Here is an 18149-nt window from a genome sequence, read left to right on the forward strand (position 1 = left end):
CAAAGGATTCCTCAGGCGATCCGGGCCTGGATCAGGCGGGTTCGCACCGTGCCGTCGATGGCGTCGAGCTCGGCGAGGATGCCGGCGCGATCGACAGGCGCGGCGTCGGCCTCCACCACGACGTAGCCCAACTCGCCCTCGGTCTGAAGGTACTGGGACGTGATGTTGACGCCGCGGCGGGCGAAGGCTTGGTTGACGTGGCCGAGCACGCCGGGGACGTTCCTGTGCACGTGCAGGAAGCGCACGCCGCCGATGCGCGGCGGGATCTGCACCTGCGGGAAGTTGACGGCACCCAGCGTCGAGCCGGTCTCGACGTAGTCGACGAGCTTGCGCGCGACCTCCGATCCGATGCGGTCCTGCGCCTCCTCGGTCGAGCCGCCGATATGGGGCGTGAGGATCACGTTCGGGATGCCCTGGAGCGGCGAGACGAAGCGCTCGTCATTGGAGCGCGGCTCGACGGGGAAGACGTCGACCGCCGCGCCCCGCAGGCGGCCTTCCTTGAGTGCGGCGGCGAGCGCGTCGAGATCGACCACGGTGCCGCGGCTGTTGTTGATGAGGTAGGCGCCGGGCTTCATCCGGCCGATGCGCTCAGCGCTCATGAGCCCGTGGGTGAGCGGCGTCTCCGGCACGTGCAGGCTAACCACGTCGCTGGCCGCAAGCAGGGCGTCGAGGCTGTCGGCCGGCTCGGTGTTGCCGTGGCGCAGCCGGTCGGTGAGATCGAAGAAGATCACCCGCATGCCCATCGCCTCGGCGAGGTTCGAGAGCTGCGCGCCGATGTTGCCGTAGCCGATGATGCCGAGCGTCTTGCCACGGACCTCGTAGGAATTCTCCGCCGACTTGTCCCAGCCGCCTTCATGCGCCGAAGCGGAGCGGGGCGTGATGCGGCGCAGCAGCATCACGATCTCGCCGATCGTCAGTTCGGCCACGCTGCGGGTGTTGGAGAAGGGCGCATTGAAGACGGGGATGCCGCGGGCTCGGGCGGCATCGAGATCGACTTGGTTGGTGCCGACGCTGAAGCAGCCGATTGCGACGAGGGCCGGAGCCGCATCGAGCAGGCCGGTCGTGACCTGCGTGCGCGAGCGGATGCCGAGGACGTGCGCTCCGGCGAGCACCTCGGCATCCGCCGAGCCGATCGCACGCGGCAGGCGCCGCACGTGGCGGAGGCTCGCCCGCGCGAGGACCTCGACCGCCGACGGCGCGATGTTCTCGGCCAGGACGATGTTGACCTGGTCCTGATGGGTGAAGCTGTCCGTGCCCGGCATGGTCTTGCCTGCGCCTCTCGTCATTGAGCGCCCGCCATACATCAATGTTGCGGTGCGGCAATCGCCGGCGGCTCACTGCGAGCGACGACCGGGACAATTCGTGACGCGTTTCTCCCGGAAAGCCGGCCGGACCATGGCGTCCCGCCGTTTCCTCGTTCTCGGCCGAGCCGGACGGGGCACGAAGAACCGTCATGTCATATCAAATCCTGTTGATCCCTTCGGGATGGCGGATGTGGGCTTCGCTCAGTCGCCGCGCGGGCTTGCTGAGACGGTCCCCCGTGACGGGACGGGCCACCCGCCGCAGGGCGTGCGCCGGAGCTTGCGCCTGATCGAAGGAGGCGACGAGGCGGCAGGATGACGCCTGCGCCGCGCTGAGGAAACACGGAGTGCGCTGCCGGTCGTTCAGCCGGCAGGCCGTGGCGAGGAACCCTGGCTTGCATAGGCCGCGAGTTCCCCACGCAGATACGGTGCCGTGCGGCTGGCCCGGGCCCCGGCCACCACCTCGGGACGGCCGGCCGCGACGACGGTGCCGCCCAGGTTTCCGGCGCCGGGCCCCACGTCGATGACGTGATCGGCCCCGGCGACGACGCGCATGTCGTGCTCGACCATGACGACGGCGTTGCCCGCCTCGACCAAGCCGTTGAGCTGGAGCATGAGGCGGTCCACGTCGGTCGGGTGCAACCCCGTCGTCGGCTCGTCGAGGACGTAGAGCGTGCCGCCGCGCTGGCCTCTCTGAAGCTCCGTGGCGAGCTTGATGCGCTGGGCCTCCCCGCCGGAGAGTTCGGTTGCCGGCTGGCCCAGGCGGAGGTAGCCGAGGCCGAGATCCCGCAGCACCGCGAGCGGCCGCAGCACGGACGGCTCGTCCGCGAAGGCTTCGCAGGCGCGCTCGACGGTGAGCCCGAGCACGTCCGCGATGGTCAGGCCGTTCCAGGTGACTTCCAGCGTGTCGGGCGCGTAGCGGGTGCCATGGCAGGTCGGGCAGGGGGCGTAGACGCTCGGCATGAACAGGAGTTCGACGCTTACGAAGCCCTCGCCCTCGCAGGCCGGGCAGCGGCCCTTCGCGACGTTGAAGGAGAAGCGGCCGGCGTCGTAGCGGCGCTTGCGGGCCTCGGGGGTGGCCGCGAACAGCTTGCGGACGGCGTCGAACAGACCGGTATAGGTCGCGAGGTTCGAGCGGGGCGTGCGCCCGATCGGCCTCTGATCGACCTTCACCAGACGCCGGATTCCTTCCATGCCGCCGACGATGCGCCCCTCCGTCGGACCCGGCGCGTCGTCGAGCGGATCCTCCGGCTCGTCGTCGATCTCGACGGGCCGTCCGAGGCGGTCGCCGACGAGTTCCAAAAGGGCTTGGCTCACGAGACTCGATTTGCCGGAGCCGGAGATGCCCGTCACGGCGGTGAGACAGCCCAGCGGGAAGGCGGCCGAGACTCCGCGCAGATTGTTCCGGACGATACCCTCCAGGCGCAGCCATCCCGACGGTTCCCGCCGCGGGCGCTGCGGCGGCTCGGCCATGCCGAACAGATGGAGGCGCGTGCGTGACGCCTCCACGTCGCGCAGGCCCTCAGGCGGGCCGCTGTACAGCACGGTGCCGCCGTGCTCGCCTGCGGCCGGACCGACATCGACGAGCCAATCGGCGCGGCGCATCGTGCCGATGTCGTGCTCGACGACGAACAGCGAATTGCCCGAGGCGAGCAGCCCGGCCAGCGCGTCGTGCATGGCATCGCCGTCGGCGGGGTGCAGCCCGGCCGTGGGCTCGTCGAGGACGTAGGCGACGCCGAAGAGCTGGGAGCGGAGCTGGGTGGCGAGGCGCAGGCGCTGCAGCTCGCCCGACGACAGGGTCGTGGTCACTCGGTCCAGCGACAGGTAGCCGAGACCCAGCTCCGTCAGCGTTCCGATCCGGTCGATGAGGTCGGCGGCGAGGCGCTGGGCGGCCAGCCGCTTCTCGACCGAGAGGTTCGGCGTCGCGCGCACGTCCGGTGCGCTCGCATGGGCCGAGGCTCCGGACGCGACGCGCCGGTCGCGATCCCGCCGGCCCGTGTCGCGGTCGAGGGTGTCCGATGCGGTGCCGTCAGCCTCGTCGGGCAGCCGGTCCTCGGCGGCCGGCCGCATCGCCTCGGCCAAGTCGGTGAGCGGCATGCGCGACAGGTCGCCGATATCCAGCCCCGCGAAGGTCACCGTGAGCGCCTCGGGCTTGAGGCGCTTGCCCTGGCAGGCCGGGCAATCCTCGCTCACGAGGTAGCGCGCCGCCCGCCGACGCATGAGGGCGCTCTGCGAGTTGGTGAAGGTGCCGAGCACGTAACGGCGGGCGCTCGTGAACGTGCCCATATAGCTCGGCTCGAAGCGGCGCTGCCGGGCGAGCCGTGTCTGCTCAGGCGAGAGCCCGGCATATACCGGCTCCTGCGGCTGGTCGTCCGTGAACAGGATCCAATCCCGCAGCGCCCGCGGCAGGTCCTGCCACGGCGTGTCGACATCGACGCCCCGGCTCACCAGGATATCCCGCAGGTTCTGCCCGCCCCAGGCTTGCGGCCAGGCCGCGACGGCGCGCTCGCGGATCGTCAGCGAGGGTTCGGGCACCATCGACGCTTCAGTCGCCTGATAAACTCGTCCGAGCCCGCCGCAGGACGGGCAGGCGCCCTGGGGCGTGTTGGGCGAGAAGTCCTCCGCGTAGAGCATCGGCTGGCCCGGCGGGTAGGTGCCGGCGCGCGAGTACATCATCCGCACGAGGCTCGACAGGGTCGTGACGCTGCCGACCGAGGAGCGGGCGCTGGGCGTGCCGCGCTGCTGCTGGAGGGCGACGGCCGGGGGAAGGCCCTCGATGGAATCGACATCGGGTACCCCGACCTGATCGATCATCCGGCGCGCGTAGGGCGCGACCGACTCGAAGTAGCGCCGCTGCGCCTCCGCGTAGAGCGTGCCGAAGGCGAGCGAGGACTTGCCGGAGCCCGAGACGCCCGTGAACACCACGAGGGCGTCGCGCGGCACCTCGACGTCGACGTCGCGCAGGTTGTGCTCCCGGGCCCCCTTCACTGTGACGTAGCCCGGCCGTCCCGCGCCCGCCCGGGCGATCCTGACTCGTTCCTTGGGCTTCGCTTGGTCCACCGGCATCCCTCTCGGCGCCTCCCTCTCGCGGGGCGCCGGACGCCCCTGCGCCGACTAGAGGTTCGGGCGCGCTGACGCTACCCGTGTGGGGTCACGGTGATCAGCGACGCGGCGTTGAAAAACGCTGGTATCACCCTCACGCATGAACTGCATGTGCAAGAAACCGGCGGCCCGCCATCTATCAGGACTTGGCGATCTCACGAAGCAACATCGGCACGCGCGCCCACGGTTCCGTTGCATGCTGGTTGTGCAGCCGGCTGAGCGCGTCGTTCTGTCCGCCGACAATGAGGATATCCGGCCACCGCGCGCAGAAGGCTTCGACGCAGTCGGGATCGAAATGCCGTCCGCTCTCGGCCCGAATGCAGTCCAGGGCATCTTCGAACGGCATGGCGCCCTTGTAGGGACGCTGCGTCGTGAGGGCGTCGAACACGTCCGCCACGGCCACGATGCGGGCTGAGAGCGGGATGTCGGTCCCCGCGAGCCCACGCGGATAGCCGCTGCCGTCCCACTTCTCGTGGTGCGACTCCGCGATTTCGGCAGCGAGGCTGATCAGTTCGGATGAACTGTCCCCGAGAATACGCTTGCCGATCGCGGCATGGGTCCTGATGAGGGCGAATTCCTCCGGATCGAGCCGACCTGGTTTCAGAAGCACGCCGTCTGGAATCGCGACCTTGCCGACGTCGTGCAGGGGTGCCGCGAGATACAGGTTCCGGCAGAAATCCGGTGCAAGATCGAGGGCCTCGGCCACGATCTGGCTATAGCGCGCCACGCGCCATGTGTGATCACCGGTGTCGTTGTCGCGGTACTCGACGGCAAGCGACAGGCGGAAGATGATTTCCTCCTCGCGCTCGCGCAGATGACGTAGCGCCATCTCCACCTCGCCGTCGAGCCAAGTGGCTTGTTCAGCCAGTTTCCGGACGGCTTGAGCCAAGCGGATGAGGTTGCGCAGCCGGACGGTGAGTTCGATGCCGCGCATGGATTTGTCGATGAAGTCGGTTGCGCCGGCATCGAGCGCGGCAAGGCGCACCGAGTCGGAGACATCACTGGTCACCATGACGATCGGGACCAGGTTGTAATGAGGGACCTTCCGCAGGCTTTGGATGAATTCAATCCCATCCATGGCAGGCATGTGATAATCGACCACGACGAGATCGAAGGCGCGCATGCTCGCTTCGAGCAGCCCTGCCGCCGGGTCAGCATGGTCCGTCACCGTCACATCCGGCTCAGCCTCTAGAAGGCCGCGGAGGCGCAGGCGCATGGTCGCGCTGTCATCGACCAGAAGTGCGTCCATCCTCGGGTCTCCTTATTGGGATGCGCGATGACAGACCGTGGGTGCCGAGCATCACGCACTGTTTTCAAATCGGCAGGCACGCATGGGCCAACGCTTAGCCATCAAATGGTAAAAAATTTCAACGATTCCACCTAGAGGCCGTTCTGCGGCGACGTGTGCTCCCTGTAGTTGTTGCCAAAGTTTTTGAAGTTGTCACTCGCTCGCTTTCCAGCGGTGATACAGAATTTTTACGGAACTCAACGATCATAAAATCTAAAAATATTATTTTACTCGGGTAAAACAGCGTGGTGCCGTAAATTCTGCTCGGAAGCGCCGCGTCCGGCTCTATTCGAACGTTGCGCCGGGAGGATGCGGACTCCCTGGATTCTCGCCCCCTTCGCACTCCGTGCCGTGGACTGCCCGACTTCGTGGTGACGAGACCCGGCTGGCTCCGAGATGAACCGCGGGCGATCCTGAGATGCCCGGCACCCGTGTCCGGAATAATGATCTCGCTCTGCGGCGGCGTGAAGCGCCGGGCACGGATCAACGCCCGGCCGAACCCGGGCCTGACGGCCAAGGACGCGATCGGCATCGAGTTCGCGGCGCATCGAGGCGTGGCCGAACGTCGTTCCGCCGGTTGTGACGCCGCGTCACATAACGCCGTTTCGGGGCGAGCGGCGAGGATGGCCGATGTCGAGCGGGCCTAACCCAGCTTGATGAACTTGGCTTTGCCTTGGAACGACCACGGCCCTTTCACGCCGAACTCGGCGCAGAAGGTGTCCACGGCACGCGTAACACCCGGAAAGCTGCCTCCGAGACGGTCGTAATCGTCGGCGATGAAAAGGCCGCCGGGTCGCAACACCGGCCACCACGCGCGGAGGTCGGCGGCGACCGATGCTTCTTCGTGGCCGGCGTCGAGATGGATCACGTCGGCGGTCACACCGCGAAGGCGCATCAGCTCGGCGGCATTTACCGAGTCGAGCGGCAGCGGCACCACCCGGTCGGCGAGCCCTTCGTGCAGAACATTGGCCAGGAAGGTGCGGTAGAGGCTGGGAAAGCCGTGCTCGGTGGCGAGTTCGAGGAAAAGGCTCTCATCCATCCAGTGGTCGACGGCGCCAAGCCAAGTATCGACCGCGACGACGGTGCCGTCGATCCCGTGCTCGGCCATCGTATGCGCGAGGTAGAGCGCGCTCGCTCCCTTCCACGTGCCGATCTCGACGACCACGCCGGGGCGGTGCTGGATCACCGCCTCCTCCAGATACGGGTGAACGCTGCGCCAGCCCTGAAGGTCGAGGGGCCTCAGGGTGTCCGGCGGATCAACGAAGGGATCGCGGCCATGCCATAGGGCGGCGATGATGTCCTGTCGGGTCATGTCTTCGGCTCGTAGAGGAGGCGGGGATCAACAGGACGCGGCGTCAGCCGGCATGGGCCGCTGCGTAGAGAGCCTCGCAGCGGTCGAGCCAACGATCGCGGGTGAACAGGCGGTGGACGCGCGCATGCGGCACGGTGCGTGGGATCGTCAGCGCCGTGCCGAGCGCCCGTGACAGGGCAGCGTCGTCCCCGGGCGAAACGAGACATCCGGCCTCGCCGACGACCTCCTCTGCGGCGCCTCTCGTGAAACCGGCCACCGGCAGGCCGCAGGCCATCGCCTCAACCGCCACCAGACCAAACGGTTCGTCCCAGCACGGCGTGAACAGGAAGACGGAGGCGCGGCCGATCTCCCGTGCCAACTCCGGGCTGCCGAGATGGCCACCGTAACGGATCGTGCCGCCGATGAACGGAGCGACCTGCGTCTCCCAGTATTCCAACTCCTCGATCGGGCCGAACAGGGTGAGGGGCAGACCGGCCTGCCGTGCGGCTCGAACCGCGAGATGGGTGCCTTTGATCGGCGCGATGCGCCCGCACCAGACGGCACTGCCGTCGCCGTGGGCCTGAAAGGGCCACAACGCCGGATCGATCCCGTTATGCAGCACCGAGACCTCGGGCGGCGCCCCGTCCGGCCACCAAGCCTGAGCCTGCGCCCGAGAGGTGACGGTGATCTGGTGGCCGGGGGTGACGCTGTCGTGCACGCACCACCGCAAGGCGTCGTAGGGCGGCACGTGCAGCGAGGTCACCGTCGGCACGGCGGCCGTGCGGCGGCGCTCGAGCGGCAGGCGGCTCAGGCTGTTGTTGTGCAGCACGTCGAAGCCGCCGGCCGCGATCCGGTCGCAGGCGGCGGCGTAGCCCGCATCGACATGCGCCTTCAGCCCCGGATCGCCTCGATGCTCCAGCCCCGGAAAGCTCCGCTCGTGATGGACTGGGATCACCGGGTCGATCGAAAAGCGCGGGTCGCTGTCGCCGGCGGCGAACAGCACGACCTCGTGGCCGCGCGCCAGCAGCCCCTCGGCGAGGTGCCAAGTATAGGCTTCCAGCCCGCCGGCGAAGGGCGGGGCGATCGGGTGGCGCAGATGGGCGAGGAGCGCGATCCTCACGCCGTCACCGGCACGGAGGCCGGTTGCATGTCCCGTTCGCGGGCGCGCGCCTCTAAGTGCCGGATGACGGAAGCCGAGTTGGTGTAGGGCTGGTGGCTCTGCTGCCCGGTGAGCGCGAGATCCTCGGCGTCGGGCCGGCGCAGGATGCGGATCGGCTGCTCGGGCGTATCGTCGATCAGGCCCATCACCTTGAAGGCGTAGAGCCAGTGACCCATGGTGCGGTAGCCCCACTTGGCCTCGAACAGCTCCGCGTTGCGCACCACGCTGTCGAGGTGATGGATCGGCGGCATGTGGTGCGGGTGGTACTGGTGATAGGCCAGCGCGCCCTTCATCCAGGCGATGGGCAGGCCGCACTGGTCCAGGATCTTGCCGAAATCGGTGTCCTCGCCGCCATAGCCGGTGTAGCGCTCGTCGAAGCCGCCGACAGCCTCGAACGTCGCCCGCCGGATCGCGAAGTTGAGCGACCAGAAGCAGCGGTAATCGTTACAGATCTCGATGCCTGCGGCCGGTGGACCGCGGCGGTCGGAATGCTTTTCCGCCACCATGGCGAGGTCGTCGTAGCGCCAGTCACCCGCGGTGGCGTGCTCGGGCAGGTGCAGCACCTCGCCCATCAGCAGACCGTCAAGTTCAGACAACGCCCGGGCGTAGTCGGCCACGAGGCCGGGCGCCGGGATGCAATCGACGTCGAGAAAGACGATGTTCTCCCCGCTCGCCGCCGCCACGCCCCGGTTGCGCGCGGCCGCCAGCGGCAGTTCCGAGCCCGATACCAGGATCTGGCGGACCGGGAACGCGACCTCGGGCAGGTCGTAGGGCGCGTCCTGCATGACGGCGATGATGAATTCGGCCGGCGGCCGCGTCTGGCGTTCCAGCCCGAGGAGGACGTTGCGCAGATGGGCGGGCCGTCCTTTGGCCAGGGTGACGACGGAAACGGTGGACATGCGGGGGGACAGGCTCCGGCAATCGGGAAAGTGGATCGAGGCGGCTCGCTCAGCCGGCGGCGGCGACGGCGCGTAGCGGGACGGCGTCCGGTTCGTGGCCGGACGATCCGTCCTGCCAGAGCGCGTCGGTCAGCCCTTCGAGCCATCCGGCCGCCCGCGTGGCCGCGTCCGGTGCGTAGAGGCTGCGCAGGATGGTCCCGTCGAGGCTGCGGGCGCGGTCGAGAAGATCGCGCCATCCGTGGAAGTCGCCGGGCCAGTGGGGTGCTTGCACGGCGGCGCCAAGTTGGACCAGCGCCTCGGCCTTGCGGGTCTGCTCGCCGAAGTAACGCCATTCCGGCATCACGATGAGGCGCCCCGCAACGCGCGCGACTTCGTGCACCGTGTTGTCACCCGCCGAGGCGACCACGATGTCGGCCGCGGCGAGATAGTCGGTGACCGACGGCACCCAGCCGAGTTCGCGCAGGTTGGCGAAGTCGGTCTCGTGGCCCTCGCGATGGGTTGGCCCCAGCGTCAGCCAGAGTGCATCGGGCGCGGCGCGGGCGGCGACCGTCAGCGGCGCATAGGGCGTGCCGCTTCCCCCGCCGCCGGTGACCGCGACGACGATCTCGCGCCGTGGGTCGAGGCCGAGCCGAGCCCGCGCCTCGGCGCGATCCGGCACGCGATCGATGCTGGTGCAGAGGCCGCCGCTGTAGAAGGTTTTGTCGCGCAGATGCGCCGGGTAGTCGTCCTGCTCCAGCCGCTCGTCGAAGGGGGCGAGCATCCCGACGCAGGCCTCGTAGGCGCCGATATGGGCGATGTCGTTGCGGTCGCCGTGCATGCGGATCTGGACGGCGGGGACGCTGGCGATGCGCGCGAGCATCGCGATCTCCGCCGACACATCGACCACGAACAGACCGACCGCGCGCTCGTCGAGATGGTCGAGGATCTGGCGCATGGTCCGGCGCATCTCGGCGAGGCCCAGCGGCACGCAGTGCATCACCGGCGGCGTCGGCTCCGCGTAGAGGCGCGGGGTGGGAACGGCCGCGCCGATCATGTCGGGGAGCGCCACGATCTCGATGTCGCGGGAAAATCCGTCGAACAGGTGCGGGCCGGCGGTCAGCACCGAGACCGGACGGTCGTGGGCGAACTCGACGGCCACCGCCATGGTGCGATTGGCATGGCCCCGGCCCTGATGATGAACAAAGAACGCGATGGGTTTCTTCATGAGGCGGGGTTTCGAGACTCGGATCGGAAGGAGATCGGGAAGGCGTCGGGACTAGGAGAAGAGGGCCTGCGGCCGCAGGGCGGCGGCGATCTCGGGCGCACTCGGCCGGCGCAGGACGCGGATCGCCGGCGCATCGGCATCCCACGCGATCAATCCGGCCGCGCGGAACTGTTCGAGCCAGTAGGTCATGCACCAGCGTCCGTGCCGCGCGTGAAAGCGTGTCGCGTTGGCGAGGATCGGCGCGAAATGCTGGAGGGGTGGCACGTGAACGGGGTGGTGCTGGTGGTAGGCCCGCGCACCCGCGACCCAGAAGGTCGGCAGCCCCGACTCCGCGAGGCGGGCGGCGAGATCCGTCTCCTCGCCGCCATAGCCGACGTAACGCTCGTCCATGCCGCCGACTGCGCGCCACGCCTCGGCAGGCAGGGCGAAGGACAGGCCCCAGAGCTGCCCGGCATCGGGCTCTCGCCGCAGTCCGGACTCGGGCAGGAGAGGCCGGGCCGGGTGGGCACGGCCAAGCCGGTCGAGCACGGCGGAATCGGGAGCCGTGCCGCCCGTGATCGCGTCCGGCGGCAGGTAGAGCACCTCGCCGAGGAACAGGCCCCGCTCGGTGGCGGCGGCGTCCGTATAGGCGGACACCAGGGTCGGACCCGGGATGCAATCCACGTCGAGGAAGACGAGGAGGTCTCCCGAGGCCGCCGCGGCCGCCCGGTTGCGTGCGGCGGCGAGCGGCATCGGCTCGCCCGGCACATGGAGGTGGCGCACCGGGCAGCCCGGATCGGGCAGGTCGGGCTCCGGTTCCGGTTGCATCCAGGCGATCACCAGTTCGCGCGGAAGCACGGTCTGGCGGGCGAGCCCACGCATCAGGTTGCGCAGACGGTCGGCCCGGCCGCGGACCAGGGTCAGCACGCTCGGCGGAGGAGGGGGGCCCGCGTTGCCAGTCACGTGGATGCGCCGAGGCGGAGCTTACGACGCATAGGCCAGGGCCCGGCGGAAATGCAGGACGCCCTCGATGATGCCGCGGGCATGCGAGCTACGAGCGACGTAGGAGTGCTTGAGCGCGGCGTTGGTGGCGAGCCCGTCGGAGTAGTTGGCGACGATGATCGCCTGCGTCCGGGCACGCAGCATCTCGACGTCGTTGCCGGAATCACCGGCTACGAACACGGCTTGCTCGGGCAGGCCGTAGAGCGCGCGGACGTGATCGACCGCCGTCCCCTTCGAAGCCGATGCGGGCAGGACATCGAGGTAGCGGCCGTGGCTGTGGATCACGTTGGCCGGGAGGCCCGCCTGCACAAGGCCATCGCGCACGCGATGCGCCGTCGCCTCGTCGCCGAAGAAGCTCAGCTTGTGCGCGCGCTGCTCGAGGGGGCCCTGCGGGACCAGCCCGTCGAGACGGCTCAGCGCCGCGCCGACCGCTCCCCTGTCCCAGGCGTACGAGACCACCTCGCGCCATGCCGCGTCGGCCGTGTAGGTCACGCCGTTGGCATCGAGATGATAGATCTCCGAGCCGACCGAGGTGATCATCACCTGCGGTCGCGGGCTCTCCTGCTGCTCCAGCACCGCCATCGCGCTGTGGAAGGAGCGACCGGTGGCGACGCCGAAGGCCAGCCCCATTTGGCGGCTTCGCCAGCGCCGGAACGTCGCCAGCGCGGATTCGCATCCGACAAGCGTGTTGTCGATATCGCAGATCAGGAGCTGGCGCGGGGTCTGTAGAGGCGGGTTGCGCGCGATCAGTGCGCCGAGGAGGTCGTGATAGCGGGCGGCGTGCCGATCCCAGTCATAGGCCGCCGCCGCGCGGGCGCCGCCCGCGACGCAGCGGGCGCGGAAGGGGGCATCCGTGAGGATGTGAAGGCAGGCGGCGGCGATCGCCGCAGGTGCCCGCGGATCGACGAGCAGCCCGTTGCCGCAGGTCTCGACGATGTCGTTGGGTCCGCCGCTGTCGGTGGCCACCAGCGGCAAGCCGGCGGCGGACGCTTCCAGAAGGGTCAAGCCGAACGGCTCGTTGAGGGCCGGATTAACGAAGACGCCGCCGCGCTCCCGCGCATAGGCGTAGATCGCCGGCACGTCCTCCGGGCGGTGCGTCTTGGGATAGGCGACGCGGCCGTAGAGATCGTAGCGGTCGATGAGCACGAGCAGGTCGCGCATGGTCGCGGCCATGTCGCCGTCGAGCCGGTCGATGTCGTCGCGGGTGCCGGCGACGATCACGAGGTTGGCCCGTGCCTGGAGATCCGGGCTCTCGCCGTAGGCCGCCACCAGGGCCGCCAGATTCTTGCGCGCCACCGGCCGAGCCAGCGCCAGCACCGCCGGCTTGCCCGGATCGTGCAGGAACCGGCCGATCGCCGCATCGATCCGGGGATGCGGACGGCTCTGCGCGAAGCGTGCGAGATCGCTGCCCGGCGGCAGGACGCGGGCGCGGCCGGGGTCGTAGGCGGTGTAGCCCGCATACTGAACCTCGGCCTCGTCGCGCGAGGAGGCGATGACGAGGCTCGCGCGCGCCAGGGCCGCCTCCTCGGTGGCGATCCGGCGCAAGAGTTCGGGGGAGCCCTCGGCATCGCCGCCGACCATCGCCGCCTTCACCCGCCCGAGCGAATGGGCCGTGAACACGAAGGGGATGCCGAGCCGGTCCTCGACGATCCCCGCGACCGCGGCGGCATCCGCGTAATGCGCGTGGACGATATCGGGCGCGCGGGGCTGCCGGCCGATCCAGGCGATGAGATTCTCGGCGTAGCTCTCGACCTCGCCGTGCATCGCCTCCTTCGAGCGGTAGCCCGGCGACGCGCTCGCGAGCCGCACGAGCTCGACCTTGTCGGAGACCCGCTCTTCGGGCAGGGCGTAGTCGGGGCCGGGCGGGCCCTCGAACCGACGCGTCGCCATGACGATCCGCGCGATCCTGGCGTCCTGCGCCGAGGCACCGACGAGATCGAGCAGGTATCGGATATGCCCGCCGGTGTCGGAAGTGAGGCCGTAGACGACATCACGGCCGCGCAGGCAACCTTGTAGAGCAATGTGCAGAACGAACATCAAGCGTTCGTCGTGCCGAGACGATCCACGCCGATTGTATTGAGTAAGGTGCAACACGTGATCCGCGTCGCCCAAGTCGCCCCGAACATTTTCCCCGTTCCCCCCGAACACCATGGCGGCACCGAGAGGATCGTGAACGATCTGTCCGTGGCGCTGCGAAGCTTAGGCATAGACGTAACGCTGTTCGCCTCATCAGACAGTGCGACAGACTTGCCGCGCGTCGGCGATCACCCGAGCCTTGCGGCTTTGGAACGTCGGAACCGGCAGGTGCCCCCCGGGGTTCCGGCGGCTCTCGATGCGTTGCAACTGGAAGCGCTGCGTCTGCGGCTCGACAGGTTCGACATCGTGCATTGCCACGGCGAGTTCGCCCACGCGGCGCTGCTGGGCCCGCGTCGGCGCCGGAGCCTGACGACGGTGCATTGGCGCGTGGACGAACTCGACCGGGCGCTGTTCTTCGCCGGCTTCCCCGATCTGCCGGTGGCGGCGATCTCGGCGGCACAGGAGGCCGGCATTCCGGCCTCGAACCGGGCAGGCGTCGTGCATCACGGGATCGCCCGGGACCGCTACACATTCCGGCCGGAGCCCGGCGCGCACGTCGCCTTCGTCGGCCGGATGACCGACCAGAAGCGCCCGGACACCGCGATTCGTGTCGCCCGCGCCGCCGGCCTGCCGATCCGGCTCGGTGGTACGATCGACGTCGGCAACCCGGACTATTTCGAGCGGAGCGTGCGCCCCTTGCTCGGGCCCGATGCGACCTATCTCGGGCCCATCGACGACCGGGCGAAAGGCGCACTGCTCGGTGGCGCTCGCGCGCTGCTGTTCCCGATCGACTGGCCCGAGCCCTTCGGCCTCGTGATGATCGAGGCCATGGCCTGCGGCACGCCGGTGATCGCCTGGAATCGCGGCTCGGTGCCCGAGATCGTCGAGGACGGGGTGACGGGTTTCGTCGTCGCCTCGGAGGCCGAAGCGGTCGCGGCGCTGGCCCGGATCGGAGGGCTCGACCGCGCGGTGGTGCGCCGCCGCTTCGAGGAGCGGTTCACCGCCGAGCGCATGGCACGCGACTACATCGCGCTCTACCGCCGTCTTCTCGCCGCCTGATGCGCACCGCGCTTCTGGCTTGGGACTACCCGCCGGCGCCGAGCGGCCTCTCGACGGCGGCGCGCGAGATCGCCGAGAGCCTCGCTGCGGCCGGCGCCGAGGTCACCGTCTTCACCCTCGACCGCACCGGTCGCGAGCGGGTTGGCGGCGTCACGGTCGAAGGGCTCGCCCTGCCGTCCATCGGTCGCCTGGCGCGCCTGCGCCTGTGGGGCTCGGCCGGGCATCTGGCCGCGCCGCTCGCGTTCCGGCGGGCGGTTCTGGCCGCCCATGCGCGGGCGCCCTTCGACGTGATCGAGGCGACGAACTGGTACGCTCCCGCCGTGCTGCTCGCCCGCCGTGGCGACCTGCCCCTGGTGACGCGCAGCTCGACCCCGGCCGCGTTCACGCGTGGGGTTGGCGCCGGCCTGCGCGACCGCCTCGATGGATGCACGGCCGATGCGCTGGAGCGTGCCCAGGCACGGGGTAGCGCCGGCCTCATCGCCAACACGGCCGAGCACGGGGCGGTGATCGCGCGGGCCTATCGCCTTTCGGGACACCAACCCTCCGCCGTGATCGGCCTCAGCCTGCCGCCGGACATCCTGAGAAGCGCCCGCACCGCCGCCTATCCGGAGACGGATGCCCCGCTGTGCCTGCTCTTCGTCGGACGGGCGGAGGCGCGCAAAGGGTTCGACGCGCTCCTCGGCGCGGTCGTGATCCTCGCAGCCGAGCAGGCAACGGGCGCCCTGCCGCCGTTCCGGCTCGACCTCGTCGGGGTGCCGCCGGACGACATGCCGGCGGATCTGCCCGACGCGGCGCGGCCCTATGTCCGCGCCCGCGGCCGGATCGATGCGGCGGCGCTGGCCCAGGCCTATGCGGACGCCCATGCGGTGCTTGCGCCGTCCCGCTACGAGAGCTTCGGCCTCGTCTATCAGGAGGCCATGGCCTATGGCCGTCCGGTGGTGGCCTGCGCGGAGGATGCGAGCGCCCGCGCCTTCGTCGGCGCGTCCGGGGCAGGCCCTCTCGCGCGGGCCGCCACCGGGCCGGCGCTCGCGGATGCCCTGCGCCCGCTTCTCGTCGATCCCGACCTGCGCCGCGCCTACCGCATACGAGCTCTCGCAGCGGCTGGGCGCTTCGACAGGGCGAGCCTTGGGCGCGAGACCCTGGCGCTTTACGAGGCTGCGATCAGAGCGGCGCGGCAGAAGTGATCGGCTTTGCCGGACCACCAGGGCTTTGCCCTGGACCCACCAAAGGTCTCGACCTTCGGAATCCAAAACTCAGTCGCGGTAGGGGCGAAGCAGGGCTTCCGCTTCCTCCAGGCGGCCACGGCCGGGATCCAGGGCCTCGTAGTGGCGCGAGCGGGCCGCGACATGGGCGCGGTTCAGACGATGCTCGATTCCACCGTGGAGGGTGATGAAGCTCTCGGGCCAGCCGCCGGCGAGTTGCGGCCGCTCGTGCACCCGGCCGGCGTAGCGGAGATCGGTGCGGTTCAAGCGGTACTGCACGTCCGGGTAGACATCCGAGAGAATGCCATCGACGCGATTGGAGCGAGTCAGCCCGATCGAGCGGACGGCGCCGGCCTCGGCCAGTGCGACGAGCGCGGGCAGGAGGCGGCCGGTTGCCGGATCGAGCGTCTCGTCGGCGTCGAGCTGCAGCATCCAGGCATGGCGAGCCAGAGCCTGGAGCGCATTGCGCTGCGCGGCGAAGTCGCCGGCCAGCGGCCGGGCGGCCACGCGCACCGCCCCCGCCGGAAACCCGGCAACCGCCACAGCGCCGGGCGGCGTGATGTCTGTATCGAGCAGGATCGTGACGTCGTCGGTCCAGTCCGCTTGCGCCGGCAGGCTCGCGAGCACCGCATCGACCTCGGACGGACGACAAAGCAGACCGAGCGAGACCGAGAGTTTATCCGAGGCATCAAGGGTGTACAGGGCGGCACGGGCGGCGCGCTCGTCATGGGGATGGAGCAAGGCAGCGCGGCCCTCGGGGTCGAGCGGGCGGGTGCCGCGTCCGAACCGGGTGGCGGCGGTGCGGAGGGTATAGAGGTCGAGGCCGTAGGGCGCGTCCGGATCGGAGACGAAGGCCGATTTCGTGAGAGCATCGGCCAGATGCGCGCGGCATCCGGATGCGTCCGCCTCGCGTTCGAGCAGGACGCCGCATGAGGCGCAGGCGAGCGGAAACAGCCGCCGACGCCCATCCGAGTAGATCAGGTGCCGCTCGCTCGGCACGAGCATGTCGGCCGCGCAGACGAAGCATCGGCGCATGGTCGTCACTCCGGCATCCTTGATTTCCGGCAAAGGTCTGGTTGCGCCGAACCGGCGCCTTACCTCCGCTGCTCCGCAACCTTCAAACCCCGAGTCCCTGCCGCAAGTGCCCGCCGACGTCGATCTTCCCGAGTCAGACCGCTTCGCTTTGCCCCCCGCCGCGTCCCTGGCGGTTGTCGGCAATGCGCCGGAAACCGACGGCGTGGCGCGGGCGATCGATGCGGCGGATTGCGTGGTGCGCTTCAACAACGCGGCGGGCTTCGGTGGCCGCACCGGCTCGCGGGTCACCCATCTCGCCCTGGTGAATCGCGGCGGGCAAATGCGGGAATGGCTGGCAGACCCTCAATTTCTCGAGCGCCCGGTGGTGCGGGCGGCTCAGGCCTTCATCCTGCCCTTTCCGATGCTGCCGGCGGAGAAGAATGGCCCTAAGCCGATCTGCTGGACCCGCGAGGCCTTGGCGCTGCTGCGCCCCACGGGCCGGCCGATCCACATCCTGCCCGAAGATCTCCACGAGCGCGCACGCCGCTTGCTGGCGCCCCGGACGGACGGGCGCCCGAACCCGAGCACCGGCTTCTTGGTGACGCTCGCGCTCCTGAACGATCGCCCTCGCGATGCCGCTCCAGCGCAGGCCTATGGCTTCGGATTCGCGGGCTGGCCCGGACATCCCTGGGCCGCCGAGCGCGCGTGGTTCGCTGAAGCCCAGGCGGCCGGGCGCCTGTGCTTGCACCCTCTCGCAAAGTGATCCGCTCATCATGTCCACGCTGATCACGGTGCTGAAGAGCGGCGGCCGCTACGACGCGATCTGGGTCGAGCGGCTGGCCCGCGGTGTGCGCCGCCACGCGCCGGCCTTCACGCGGATCCTCTGCCTCACCGATCTGCCGCTCGACGTCGAGGGCGTCGAGCGTGTGCCCTTGCGCCACGACTGGCCGGCTTGGTGGGCGAAGATGGAGGCGTTCCGCCCCGGTCTCACTCAGGGCACGACGCTGCTCTGCGACCTCGACACCGTCTTCACCGGCGCTGCCGACGCGCTGGCCGAGCCCGGCCTCGCGGCAATGGAGGACTACTTTCACAAGGGCCGCTTTTCCAGCGCTCTGCTGCGCTGGTCCGGAGACGAACTTGCCGGGCTCTACGAGCGCTTCGCGGCTGCGCCCGAGCGCTGGATGAAAGCGGGGTCCTGCGGCCCGGTCCCCAACGCCGTGCACGGCGATCAGGTCGTCATCGATCATCTGTTGCGCGAGCAGGGCGTATGTCCGCCCTTCTTCCAAGACATCGCACCGGACCTGCTCGACTTCTACGATCCCCGACGCGCCGCCCACGGCCCGATCGTGATCTTCATCGGGGAATCCAAGCCCGACACCGTTCGCGGACCGGTCCACGAGGCCTGGGCCGACGCTTGAGGCGCAGGGAAGCGCAGCACGTCCCGCCCGAGGGGAAGGACGTCATGTCGTTGGCCTCAAACTCATCCAGATCCAGTGAAAGGGCAGGGGAGGCCCACGACACCGGCCGAACGGCGGCGGCGTTGCAGAGCACCTCGATCCGCCGGCCGCGGGGC

15 protein-coding genes are annotated in these 18149 nt (G+C 69.6%); 5 read left to right on the forward strand and 10 right to left on the reverse strand.

Translation table 11 applies throughout. From position 1 onward, the window contains the following. Positions 1-11: 11 nt before the first annotated feature. The 3 genes from serA to J2W78_RS03450 form a co-directional block, all read right to left on the reverse strand. A complete protein-coding gene (serA, locus tag J2W78_RS03440) occupies positions 12-1262 on the reverse strand; it encodes a phosphoglycerate dehydrogenase (RefSeq protein ID WP_253373951.1) in 1251 nt (416 codons plus the stop codon). 402 nt (positions 1263-1664) lie between these two features. Continuing rightward, positions 1665-4361: an excinuclease ABC subunit UvrA gene (locus J2W78_RS03445; RefSeq protein WP_253373952.1), complete on the reverse strand. Its 2697-nt coding sequence runs from the start codon at positions 4359-4361 to the stop codon at positions 1665-1667. Positions 4362-4542: 181 nt separating this feature from the next. Then, positions 4543-5652, reverse strand: coding sequence for an HD domain-containing phosphohydrolase (locus tag J2W78_RS03450; protein ID WP_253368056.1), 1110 nt, complete (start codon positions 5650-5652; stop codon positions 4543-4545). A gap of 482 nt (positions 5653-6134) precedes the next feature. Here J2W78_RS03450 and J2W78_RS03455 point away from each other — a divergent pair, with 482 nt between their 5' ends. Next, the gene (locus J2W78_RS03455; protein WP_253368057.1) at positions 6135-6338 is read left to right on the forward strand and encodes a hypothetical protein; all 204 of its coding nucleotides are present in this window, start codon (positions 6135-6137) and stop codon (positions 6336-6338) included. Here J2W78_RS03455 and J2W78_RS03460 read toward each other — a convergent pair. The 6 genes from J2W78_RS03460 to J2W78_RS03485 are packed head-to-tail and all read right to left on the reverse strand — an operon-like array spanning position 6335 to position 13262. Then, positions 6335-7003: a class I SAM-dependent methyltransferase gene (locus J2W78_RS03460; protein WP_253368058.1), complete on the reverse strand. Its 669-nt coding sequence runs from the start codon at positions 7001-7003 to the stop codon at positions 6335-6337. The genes J2W78_RS03455 and J2W78_RS03460 overlap by 4 nt on opposite strands. 43 nt (positions 7004-7046) lie before the next feature. After that, a complete protein-coding gene (locus J2W78_RS03465) occupies positions 7047-8102 on the reverse strand; it encodes a glycosyltransferase family 4 protein (protein WP_253368059.1) in 1056 nt (351 codons plus the stop codon). Continuing rightward, positions 8099-9040, reverse strand: coding sequence for a glycosyltransferase family 2 protein (locus tag J2W78_RS03470; RefSeq protein WP_253368060.1), 942 nt, complete (start codon positions 9038-9040; stop codon positions 8099-8101). The genes J2W78_RS03465 and J2W78_RS03470 overlap by 4 nt, the downstream gene beginning before the upstream one ends. A gap of 49 nt (positions 9041-9089) precedes the next feature. After that, complete coding sequence (locus tag J2W78_RS03475) at positions 9090-10244, reverse strand: glycosyltransferase (RefSeq protein ID WP_253368061.1); 1155 nt, start codon at positions 10242-10244, stop codon at positions 9090-9092. 51 nt (positions 10245-10295) lie between these two features. Continuing rightward, positions 10296-11150 carry a glycosyltransferase family 2 protein gene (locus J2W78_RS03480; protein ID WP_253368063.1) on the reverse strand — a complete coding sequence of 285 codons (855 nt, stop codon included), beginning with the start codon at positions 11148-11150 and terminating at the stop codon, positions 10296-10298. A gap of 57 nt (positions 11151-11207) precedes the next feature. Further along, entirely contained in the window at positions 11208-13262 is a 2055-nt protein-coding gene (locus tag J2W78_RS03485; RefSeq protein WP_253368065.1) for an HAD-IIB family hydrolase, read from the reverse strand. A gap of 57 nt (positions 13263-13319) precedes the next feature. Between J2W78_RS03485 and J2W78_RS03490 the strand changes: the two genes are divergently transcribed. Both J2W78_RS03490 and J2W78_RS03495 read left to right on the forward strand, forming a co-directional pair. Next, positions 13320-14360: a glycosyltransferase family 4 protein gene (locus tag J2W78_RS03490; RefSeq protein WP_367399409.1), complete on the forward strand. Its 1041-nt coding sequence runs from the start codon at positions 13320-13322 to the stop codon at positions 14358-14360. Continuing rightward, the gene (locus J2W78_RS03495; RefSeq protein WP_253368067.1) at positions 14360-15544 is read left to right on the forward strand and encodes a glycosyltransferase family 4 protein; all 1185 of its coding nucleotides are present in this window, start codon (positions 14360-14362) and stop codon (positions 15542-15544) included. The genes J2W78_RS03490 and J2W78_RS03495 overlap by 1 nt, the downstream gene beginning before the upstream one ends. 69 nt (positions 15545-15613) lie before the next feature. Here the strand turns inward: J2W78_RS03495 and J2W78_RS03500 are convergent, their stop codons facing one another. Next, positions 15614-16597, reverse strand: a complete 984-nt coding sequence (locus J2W78_RS03500; RefSeq protein ID WP_253368069.1) for a hypothetical protein — start codon at positions 16595-16597, stop codon at positions 15614-15616. A gap of 106 nt (positions 16598-16703) precedes the next feature. On the opposite strand from J2W78_RS03500, the gene J2W78_RS03505 reads away from it, so the two are divergent. Then, positions 16704-17339 carry a hypothetical protein gene (locus J2W78_RS03505; RefSeq protein ID WP_253368071.1) on the forward strand — a complete coding sequence of 212 codons (636 nt, stop codon included), beginning with the start codon at positions 16704-16706 and terminating at the stop codon, positions 17337-17339. A gap of 10 nt (positions 17340-17349) precedes the next feature. Beyond that, positions 17350-17994, forward strand: a complete 645-nt coding sequence (locus J2W78_RS03510) for a hypothetical protein (protein ID WP_253368072.1) — start codon at positions 17350-17352, stop codon at positions 17992-17994. The last annotated feature ends 155 nt before the right edge of the window (positions 17995-18149 follow it).

This window comes from Methylorubrum extorquens, from assembly GCF_024169925.1.
Taxonomy (GTDB): domain Bacteria; phylum Pseudomonadota; class Alphaproteobacteria; order Rhizobiales; family Beijerinckiaceae; genus Methylobacterium; species Methylobacterium extorquens_A.

What these genes read in the sequence shown, in the direction of transcription:
- J2W78_RS03450 (WP_253368056.1), bottom strand. Translation starts at nt 5,652, where the DNA reads ATGGACGCACTTCTGGTCGATGACAGCGCGACCATGCGCCTGCGCCTC.
- J2W78_RS03460 (WP_253368058.1), bottom strand. Translation starts at nt 7,003, where the DNA reads ATGACCCGACAGGACATCATCGCCGCCCTATGGCATGGCCGCGATCCC.
- J2W78_RS03495 (WP_253368067.1), top strand. Translation starts at nt 14,360, where the DNA reads ATGCGCACCGCGCTTCTGGCTTGGGACTACCCGCCGGCGCCGAGCGGC.
- J2W78_RS03510 (WP_253368072.1), top strand. Translation starts at nt 17,350, where the DNA reads ATGTCCACGCTGATCACGGTGCTGAAGAGCGGCGGCCGCTACGACGCG.
- J2W78_RS03500 (WP_253368069.1), bottom strand. Translation starts at nt 16,597, where the DNA reads ATGCGCCGATGCTTCGTCTGCGCGGCCGACATGCTCGTGCCGAGCGAG.
- J2W78_RS03475 (WP_253368061.1), bottom strand. Translation starts at nt 10,244, where the DNA reads ATGAAGAAACCCATCGCGTTCTTTGTTCATCATCAGGGCCGGGGCCAT.
- J2W78_RS03485 (WP_253368065.1), bottom strand. Translation starts at nt 13,262, where the DNA reads ATGTTCGTTCTGCACATTGCTCTACAAGGTTGCCTGCGCGGCCGTGAT.
- serA (WP_253373951.1), bottom strand. Translation starts at nt 1,262, where the DNA reads ATGCCGGGCACGGACAGCTTCACCCATCAGGACCAGGTCAACATCGTC.
- J2W78_RS03455 (WP_253368057.1), top strand. Translation starts at nt 6,135, where the DNA reads ATGATCTCGCTCTGCGGCGGCGTGAAGCGCCGGGCACGGATCAACGCC.
- J2W78_RS03470 (WP_253368060.1), bottom strand. Translation starts at nt 9,040, where the DNA reads ATGTCCACCGTTTCCGTCGTCACCCTGGCCAAAGGACGGCCCGCCCAT.